Here is an 8,769-nt window from a genome sequence, read left to right as displayed (position 1 = left end):
CCCCCCCCCCAGCCAGCGCCACCGACGAAATCACAGAAGCCCCCGGCCCCATCAACTCAATTATCACCGCAAGCGCACTCGGCCTTATCTCAGGCTTTGCCGGAACCATGTACCACACCCAGATCTGGTACATCTCCAAAGGTCTCTGGCTCCCCTGGGGCCTAGCCCTGGCACTGCTCACCGTCTACTTCGCCGCCACCTGGGCCGCAATCCACACCGAAAAAAACTGGGCCGCCACACTCGTAGGGGCAGTAGCCTTCCTCCTCACCGGCACCTTCGCCTTCGCCAAAGGCAACTCTCTGTTGGTCTACATTAACCCCATCAACCCACCCGGAATCGTTGGTACCCTCTGGGCCTTCGGGATTCTAGCGGTCACAGCTCTTAGCATCATCAGCGCAAGCCGCTACCGCCAGAAGAATAAATAAACAAACCCTAAGCTATATCATCGGTCACAAAAATCTGCCCCCACTCAGTGAAACCGATACACTAGAGCACAGCTAAAAACACCCAACCGCGCAACGGAACGCCCCCACCTGAAAGGTAACAATGACCTACATTATTGCCCAGCCCTGCGTCGACGTAAAAGACCGCGCCTGCGTCGAAGAATGCCCCGTTGACTGCATCTACGAAGGCGAACGCTCCCTCTACATCCACCCCGACGAATGCGTAGACTGCGGCGCCTGCGAACCCGTCTGCCCCGTAGAAGCCATCTACTATGAAGACGACGTTCCCGAAGAATGGGAAGACTACACCGCTGCCAATGCCGACTTCTTCGACGATCTCGGCTCACCCGGTGGAGCTGCCCGCCTGGGCAAAATCGACAAGGATGTACCCTTCATCGCGGCGCTGCCACCTCAGAACCAGGGCTAAGGCTTCGCGCTCGATTCGTGCACTTCTGCACTAAGCTAAGGTTTTCAGCACCGTAGGCTTTCAGCACCGTAGGCTTTCAGCACCGCAAGCTAACGCCTGCTCGGCTGACCCTCTTGCCCGGTGCGCTCCGCTCACAAGGGCAATTCACGCCAGCCCCGCGCCATCGGGTAAGCCATGATCCTGCCGTGTAAGCCATAAACCCTGGAAAACACATACCTCAAGCTGATAAAGCTCCGCAGACCGGCCACCCGCCAGGGTCTGCGGAGCTTTGTCACACCTGCCCCAACCCAAGGATGAAGCCACCCGAGCCCTGGGATCCGCCCACAAGCCCCTAGAATAGGGTGAAGAGACCAGAACCAACCGCAACGCAAGAAAGAAGACCATGCGCACCTTCGGACTAGACCTACCCGACTACCCCTGGGACACCATGGCACCCTACCGTGCCACCGCGGAGCAGCACCCCGACGGGCTTATCAACCTCTCCATCGGAACCCCTGTCGATCCCACCCCGGATGTCATTCGTCTAGCCCTTGCTCAGGCCACTGATGCCCACGGTTACCCCACAACCCACGGAACCCTCAGCCTGCGCCAGGCAATCGTTGACTGGTTCGACCGCCGCCGGGGCGTCCCCGGCCTCACCACCGACCAGGTCATGCCCACCATCGGCTCCAAAGAACTCGTGGCCTGGCTACCCTTTTTGCTGGGGCTGGGGGAGGGTGACATCGTTGTGCGCCCTACCGTCGCCTACCCCACCTACGACATCGGAGCCCAACTGGCAGGAGCTACCCCCGTAGCGGCAGATTCACTTGAGGAGCTGGACGAGGCCACCCGCGCCAAGGTTCGCCTGATTTGGGTCAACTCACCGGCTAACCCCACAGGAATCGTCCGCGATACCGCCCAACTGAAAAAAATCGTGGACGACGCCCGTGCCCTGGGCGCCCTTGTAGCCTCTGACGAGTGTTACGCCGAGCTAGGCTGGGGCCACTGGGATACCGCCCAGGGTGGTGAGCCCATACCCTCAATCCTGGACCCGCGCGTCTGCGGCCAAAGCCAGGAACTGGTGCTGGCCGCTTACTCCCTGTCTAAACAGTCCAACTTTGCCGGCTACCGGGGAGCCTTCATCGCCGGTGACCCCGACATTATGGCTAACCTGGTCAACTCCCGCAAGCACGCCGGCATGATTGTGCCCGCCCCCGTCCAAGTCGCCATGACCGCCGCCCTAGCCGATGACTCCCATGTTGAGGCTCAGAAGAACCGCTACCGTGCCCGCCGCGAAATTCTACTTCCCGCCCTCGAAAAGTTCGGCCTGCGTGTTGAAAACTCCCAGGCAGGGCTCTACCTGTGGGCTACTGCCGGTCAAGATACCTGGGCCACGGTCCAGCGCTTTGCTGAACGCGGCATCTTGGTTGGTCCTGGGATTTTCTATGGAGAGGCAGGTCAAGGCTATGTTCGTGTGGCACTGACCGGCTCAGACGATGACATTACTCGTGCCGCAGGCCGTCTGGCTGAATAGCTCTAGCCAGTTCCCCATGAGTAGTCAGCGCCAGTAGTGTAATCTATCTCACCTAGCAGGGGCCAATGTGACCCGCCCATCATTCTGATGTAATGTAGACCATAACACTAGGTGCTGATGCTCAGGGCGCGGTCTCGGATTACTGGGGCCGCGCTCCGAGCTGGAAGGCACAGATTTGAGGTAATGGCTGTCCCACCACGGTCCAGGGCCTCGGATAATCAGGAGGAAAACTAATGACTGAGAACAAAGCACTGCTGAGCTATGAGGGCAAAGACCTGCCCCTGCCCGCAGTAGAAGCAACCGAAGGCAATGGTGCCTTTGAAGTTGCAGGCTTGCTCAAAGAGACAGGCCAGGTAGCCTACGATCCCGGCTTCATGAACACCGCCAGCGCCAAGTCAGCTATCACCTACATCGATGGTGATGCCGGCATTTTGCGCTACCGCGGTTACCCCATAGAAGAACTGGCAGAAAATTCCAGCTTCCTTGAGGTGGCCTACCTCCTGATTTTTGGTGAGCTACCCACCCCTGAGAGGCTCGAAGAATTTGACCTGATGGTACGCCGTCACACCATGGTGCATGAGGATTTTAAGTTCTTCTTCAATGGCTTCCCCCGCGACGCTCACCCCATGGCTGTGCTGGCTTCTAGCGTCTCGGCTATGTCCACTTTCTACGGGGACTCACTGGATCCCTTCGATCCCCGCCAGGTAGAGATTTCAACCTTCCGTCTGCTCTCCAAGGTACCGACTCTGGCAGCCTACGCTTACAAGAAGTCCAAGGGCGAGCCTCTGATCTACCCCAAGAACGACCTTAACTACACCGAGAACTTCTTGCGTATGTGTTTCGGCTTCCCCACCGAAGACTACGAGATTAACCCCCTGCATGCCAAGGCACTTGACCTGCTGCTGCTCTTGCACGCTGACCACGAGCAGAACTGCTCTACCTCTACCGTACGCCTGGTCGGCTCAGCCAACGCAAACATGTTCGCCTCCGTCTCTGCCGGTATCAACGCCCTCTACGGACCGCTTCATGGCGGTGCTAACGAGGCTGTGCTCAAGATGCTGACCCAGATCCAGAAGGAGGGCATCAGCCCCGAAGACTTCATGGAGAAAGTCAAGAACAAGGAAGACGGCGTCCGCCTGATGGGCTTTGGCCACCGCGTCTACAAGAACTACGACCCGCGTGCCCGAATCGTTAAGAAGACCGCAGACGAGATCCTTGAAAGCATCGGCGGTAACTCTGAGCTCTTTGAAATCGCTATGCGACTGGAAGAGAAGGCTCTGAACGATGACTACTTCATCGAACGTAAGCTCTACCCCAACGTAGACTTCTACACCGGCCTGATTTACAAGGCTATGGGCTTCCCCGAGCACATGTTCACCGTCCTCTTTGCCCTGGGCCGCCTACCTGGCTGGATTGCTCAGTGGACCGAAGGTGTGCAGGACCCCGACCGTAAGATTGGTCGCCCCCGCCAGGTCTACACCGGTGAAAACGAGCGCCATTACCCGCAGCGTTAAGCTACCGGTGTGTAGCTGGTAGCAAGCCGCCCCGCGCCCCTAAGCTAGGGGAGCGGGGCGGCCTTCTTTATGCCAGTTACCGTTATTGCTCCAGGGCGGTTAGGGGGCGCTGGCCCGCTACCAGGTGGATAACCTCTTGAGGCCAACCAGCAAGATGGCGGGGGAGATCCTGTGCCAGGATCTCGGGGAAGATTTTCTTGCCTTTGTACTTGCCTAAAGAGTCGAGGGGAACCCACTCAAGATATTCATGGTTACCCGAGAGGGTTTTCTCTCCCACGTCGATAGGCTGAGTAATATCGAGGTTCTCCGCCACATCGACCCGGTAGTAGAGGGCCAGCTCATGTGAGCAGTAGCCCGGTCTCTTCTGATGGCCTGGTAGATCAAAGTTTTCAAGCAGCGCGCAGAGCCTCACCTCCTGTGCCTGTAAGCCTGCCTCTTCGGCTACCTCACGCACTACCGCCTGGGCACTAGGCTCGCCCACACGAATACCGCCACCGACCGTGTAATAATAGTCGCTCCTATCATGGGTCGCCAGTAGCAGGTGCCCCCGGCAAACGACGAGTGCAACCGCCCGGAACCCCGACCACAGCTTACCAGCCCTATCAATACACCCGGCATCGTGGCCCTTACCCAGAGCCCGGAGCTGTTCAGGAGCCTCCACCTGGATAGCGTGCTCAAAAGTTGTATCTCCTGTCATGAGCTTAGGGCCAAACACCTCGGCCAGAGCTGAGGGGAAAAGATACTTGCCATCAAAGTTAACCAGAGAATCAAGAGGAACCCAGTCCAGATACTCCTGCTCGCCCTCGCCGGTGAGCGAACCAATTTCGATGCGCTGGGACGTATCAATATCTTCGGCAACCTCCACCCGGAAGTAAAGGGAAACCTCATGAACCAGGTAACCGGCAACCGAGGGGTCAACGCCCTCAAAGATATTTTCCACCGCACCAAGTAACTCAGCACCAGTAACCTTTAGCCCGGTTTCCTCGGCAACCTCTCTACGGACGCTATCTTGCGCCAGCTCCCCGATACCCACACCGCCACCGAGCGTCCAGTAGTAACCCGCACCGGGTGATGAAGTCATGAGCAACTTACCGTCACGGACCAGAAGGGCACCTACCCGATAGCGGAACTTAAGGCGCTGGGTATGGTCAATCAGTTCAAAGTCATCGGCTGCCATCGTCTCTTTTTCTCTCAGGAACCTAAGGAAGAAGCCCCTCTCTGCACAGTAGAAAGGGGCCTTCTAAGGTTTACGCACCATGAGCTAGGATCTCACCAGCTCACGGAATACTGGCTACGTTTCTGTCCCGCGCGATGCGCGCTTTCTAAAATTGCCAAATCGTTGGCAATTTCTTCACGAAAGATACTCGCTACGCTTCGTATCCATTCGGGTTGTTCTTCTGCCAGTTCCAGTGATCGCGCACCATGGTCTCAATGTCGCGGGTAGCGCTCCAGCCCAGGTCAGCCAGGGCGGCGGACGGGTCAGCATAAGATACCGCGACATCGCCAGGGCGACGGTCCACAATCTTGTAGGGCAGTTCCTTCCCAGCGGCCTTCTCAAAAGCGTGCAGAACCTCAAGTACCGAGTAGCCGTTTCCAGTACCCAGGTTCCAGGTGTGCAGGCCACCGTGACTTGTGATGTAGTCCAGCGCCTTCAGATGACCATCGGCCAGATCGACCACGTGAATGTAGTCGCGTACGCCAGTGCCATCGACGGTGGGGTAGTCATTACCAAAGACATTCAGGTACTCGCGGCGACCCACAGCAACCTGAGCAATAAACGGTACAAGATTATTGGGAATACCAGCGGGGTCCTCACCGATACGGCCTGACTCATGGGCACCAACGGGGTTAAAGTAGCGGAGCAAGGCGATGTTCCATTTAGGGTCAGAAGCCGCCAGGTCAACCAGCATGTCCTCGATGTGCTCCTTGGTCCGGCCGTAGCAGGACTGGGCATCCATATTGATTTTCTCGGTCAGCGGCATGGACTCAGGCTCACCGTACACGGTGGCGGAGGAAGAGAAGACGATGGAGTGACACCCGGCCTCCTCCATAGCGTAGAGCAGGTTGAGGGTACCTGCAACGTTGGTCTGGTAGTACCAGAGGGGCTTCTCGGCGGATTCGCCAACAGCCTTGAGACCTGCAAAGTGGATGACAGCATCGGGCTTAACCAGGTTGAAAAGCTGCTTCATCTCGGGCAGGTCAAGCAGGTCAACCTTGCGGAACTCAACGGTTTTGCCGGTCAGCTCTTCAACGCGAGCCAGCGATTCCATGGACGAGTTGGAGAGGTTGTCCATGACGGTGACCTCGTGGCCGGCTTCCAGAAGCTCAAGGACGGTGTGCGAACCGATGTAGCCTGCACCGCCGGTAACTAGAATTTTCACATTTTCCCCTAAAAGATGGATTGAGTTCAATTTCCAGCATACCTGCTATCCAGCTTCCAGCCCCCTATTTCTCCTGGTTAGACAGAAAACTGCCCTCCCCAGGGCAGGTAGCTCCAGGGAGGGCAACAGATCAGGTCACTTGCCTTTAATTAGTTGGCGTGCAGCTCAGAGTTCAGCTCAACGGTCTTGCCAGCGCGGGGCAGAACCTCAATAGCACCGGACACCGAGTTACGGCGGAAGAGCAGGCTATTGGCACCGGAGAGTTCCAAGGCCTTAACAACCCGTGGCTCATCACCGGGATTGAGTACGGTTACGCGGGAACCTGCAGTTATATACAGGCCAGCCTCAACCACACAGTCATCGCCCAGGGCGATACCGATACCGGCCTCAGCGCCGAGCAAGGAGCGCTCGCCGATAGCAACACGCTGGGTACCGCCACCGGACAGAGTGCCCATGGTTGACGCGCCACCACCGATGTCGGTGCCGTTGCCAATGACAACGCCCTGCGAGATGCGGCCTTCAACCATAGACTCACCCAGGGTACCGGCATTGAAGTTCACAAAGCCCTCGTGCATGACGGTGGTACCGGGAGCCAGGTGAGCGCCCAGACGGACTCGGTCAGCGTCACCAATGCGAACACCGGCAGGAACAACATAGTCAATCATGCGGGGGAACTTATCAAGGTGAGTAACAACCAGGGCGCCACGGCGGCGGAGCTTCAAAGAAGCCACAGTGAACTCGCTGGCCAGGACAGGACCAAAATTAGTCCAAGCAACGTTAGCGAGCTTGCCAAACAGCCCTTCAAGATTGATGGTGTTGGGCGCTACTAGAGTGTGCGAGAGCAAGTGCAGGCGTAGGTAGGCGTCGGCTGCGTTGGCAGGAGCCTCGTCCAGGTTGATTGTGACGTTGACCAGTTCACGGACGACGTTACGGTCCTCATCGGCCTCAACCAGGGCTTCTAGCTCAGCAGCAAAGCTCTGGTCAGGGGTTTCGGTCAAGCTGGGAGCGGGGTACCAGACATCGAGGACAGTGCCTTCATTTTCGCCGGAGGCTACAACTGTAGCCAGGCCCAGGCCTGATGCTACGCGGGTGTTATTTTCAGTCATACCTCTAGTGTACGAAAAGGGCAGGTGCCCCACGTAATTTGTGCTTAGATGCTGGGACTGCTTGTAATGTAGAGGGCATGAGCACCCACACTGACACCGCCGAATCTTTTGCCCACTTTGGCCCCGCGACCCTTGACCTCACCCAGCCAGTTGAAGATCTCACCGCCGACCTACTCAACATTTTCTCGGTATCGGGCAGCGAAACGCGACTGGCAGATACAGTCGAAGCCGCCCTGAAAACCTGTGAGGGACTAGAAGCCACCCGCGATGGTGATGCCATCATAGCCCGCACCAACCTGGGGCGGGCCGAACGAATCGTCCTAGCCGGGCACCTGGACACCGTACCCCTGCCAGCCACTGAGGGTTCAGCCGGTACCGTCCCCGCCACTTGGGTCAAGGAAGACGGCGAGCGCCTGCTCTACGGTCGCGGGGCGGTGGATATGAAAGGCGGGGTAGCTGTCCAGCTAGCGCTAGCCGCCAGCCTAGAGAACCCCCGCTACGACATCACCTATGTCTTCTACGACCACGAAGAAGTCGCCTCTGAACTATCTGGCCTGGCCCGGCTCATGCGAAACCACCGTCAACTTCTCACCGATGCCGCTTTTGCGGTGCTGCTGGAACCCACCGACGGAACCATCGAAGGCGGCTGTAACGGCACCATTCGCTTCTGGATCCGCACCGCAGGGTTAGCCGCCCACTCAGGCCGCTCCTGGAAGGGCGTGAACGCTATCCATAAGATGGCTGATGTGCTGGGCCGTCTTGCCGCCTACCAACCTGCCACCTACGAAGTTGAAGGCCTAGCCTACCGAGAGGGCCTGAATGCCGTTCAGATCTCAGGTGGCGTGGCAGGCAACGTTATCCCAGATCAAGCAGGTGTCCATATCAACTACCGCTTTGCCCCCAACAAGACCCTAGATGAAGCTGTTGCCCACCTGCACCAGGTTTTTGAGGGCTACCAACTAGACTTTGTTGATCTGTCATCGGCGGCCCGCCCGGGCTTGGACGCCCCCATGTCACGCTCACTCATTGAGTCCGTTGGGCAGGAGCCCAAGCCCAAGTATGGCTGGACCGATGTAGCCCGCTTTAGCGACATCGGAATCCCAGCAGTCAACTTCGGCCCCGGCGACGCCCTACTGGCCCACACCGATAACGAGCACGTCAAAGCATCAGAGGTAAGAGCCTGCTACTTGGCCCTGCAGAAGTGGCTGAGCGCCTAGCCCGCACCTCATGGGTGGGCAGATACCCTACTAAGCACCCGACAGTGTGATACCTGCACCAGAGCAGATCTCACAGAAAGAGGCGGGGGCTACCCCCGGGGGGATTCGTGGGAGCCGCCCCCTCCATTCCCCTCGGGCGACCGGCGAACAAGCCCTGGGGGTTGTGGT

At 58.1% G+C, this 8,769-nt stretch carries 7 protein-coding genes and 1 pseudogene; 5 read left to right on the top strand and 3 right to left on the bottom strand.

Annotated features, from left to right (window positions below; genetic code table 11):
* The 4 genes and pseudogenes from ACN08V_RS10340 to ACN08V_RS10325 all read left to right on the top strand — a co-directional run.
* Positions 1–425, top strand: a pseudogene (locus ACN08V_RS10340) (hypothetical protein); the annotation flags it as partial.
* A 121-nt stretch (positions 426–546) separates the two neighbouring features.
* A complete protein-coding gene (gene fdxA / locus ACN08V_RS10335) occupies positions 547–870 on the top strand; it encodes a ferredoxin (RefSeq protein WP_419099411.1) in 324 nt (107 codons plus the stop codon).
* A gap of 382 nt (positions 871–1,252) precedes the next feature.
* A complete protein-coding gene (dapC, locus tag ACN08V_RS10330; protein WP_419105487.1) occupies positions 1,253–2,383 on the top strand; it encodes a succinyldiaminopimelate transaminase in 1,131 nt (376 codons plus the stop codon).
* A gap of 233 nt (positions 2,384–2,616) precedes the next feature.
* A complete protein-coding gene (locus tag ACN08V_RS10325; RefSeq protein WP_419105486.1) occupies positions 2,617–3,897 on the top strand; it encodes a citrate synthase in 1,281 nt (426 codons plus the stop codon).
* A gap of 82 nt (positions 3,898–3,979) precedes the next feature.
* On the opposite strand, the gene ACN08V_RS10320 is transcribed toward ACN08V_RS10325, so the two are convergent.
* The 3 genes from ACN08V_RS10320 to dapD form a co-directional block, all read right to left on the bottom strand.
* The gene (locus tag ACN08V_RS10320; RefSeq protein ID WP_419105485.1) at positions 3,980–5,074 is read right to left on the bottom strand and encodes an NUDIX hydrolase; all 1,095 of its coding nucleotides are present in this window, start codon (positions 5,072–5,074) and stop codon (positions 3,980–3,982) included.
* A 190-nt stretch (positions 5,075–5,264) separates the two neighbouring features.
* The gene (gene galE, locus ACN08V_RS10315) at positions 5,265–6,278 is read right to left on the bottom strand and encodes a UDP-glucose 4-epimerase GalE (RefSeq protein ID WP_419105484.1); all 1,014 of its coding nucleotides are present in this window, start codon (positions 6,276–6,278) and stop codon (positions 5,265–5,267) included.
* Positions 6,279–6,427: 149 nt separating this feature from the next.
* Positions 6,428–7,384, bottom strand: coding sequence for a 2,3,4,5-tetrahydropyridine-2,6-dicarboxylate N-succinyltransferase (gene dapD / locus ACN08V_RS10310; RefSeq protein ID WP_419099416.1), 957 nt, complete (start codon positions 7,382–7,384; stop codon positions 6,428–6,430).
* Between the two features lie 77 nt (positions 7,385–7,461).
* Here dapD and dapE point away from each other — a divergent pair, with 77 nt between their 5' ends.
* Positions 7,462–8,601 carry a succinyl-diaminopimelate desuccinylase gene (gene dapE / locus ACN08V_RS10305; RefSeq protein WP_419105483.1) on the top strand — a complete coding sequence of 380 codons (1,140 nt, stop codon included), beginning with the start codon at positions 7,462–7,464 and terminating at the stop codon, positions 8,599–8,601.
* Positions 8,602–8,769: the final 168 nt, after the last annotated feature.

Source organism: Rothia sp. P5766 (genome assembly GCF_048513555.1).
GTDB lineage: Bacteria > Actinomycetota > Actinomycetes > Actinomycetales > Micrococcaceae > Rothia.
Note: the sequence above shows the minus strand (reverse complement) of the source record. Positions and strands in the feature narration are given on the sequence as shown.

What these genes read in the sequence shown, in the direction of transcription:
- fdxA (WP_419099411.1), top strand. Translation starts at nt 547, where the DNA reads ATGACCTACATTATTGCCCAGCCCTGCGTCGACGTAAAAGACCGCGCC.
- dapC (WP_419105487.1), top strand. Translation starts at nt 1,253, where the DNA reads ATGCGCACCTTCGGACTAGACCTACCCGACTACCCCTGGGACACCATG.
- ACN08V_RS10325 (WP_419105486.1), top strand. Translation starts at nt 2,617, where the DNA reads ATGACTGAGAACAAAGCACTGCTGAGCTATGAGGGCAAAGACCTGCCC.
- ACN08V_RS10320 (WP_419105485.1), bottom strand. Translation starts at nt 5,074, where the DNA reads ATGGCAGCCGATGACTTTGAACTGATTGACCATACCCAGCGCCTTAAG.
- dapD (WP_419099416.1), bottom strand. Translation starts at nt 7,384, where the DNA reads ATGACTGAAAATAACACCCGCGTAGCATCAGGCCTGGGCCTGGCTACA.
- dapE (WP_419105483.1), top strand. Translation starts at nt 7,462, where the DNA reads ATGAGCACCCACACTGACACCGCCGAATCTTTTGCCCACTTTGGCCCC.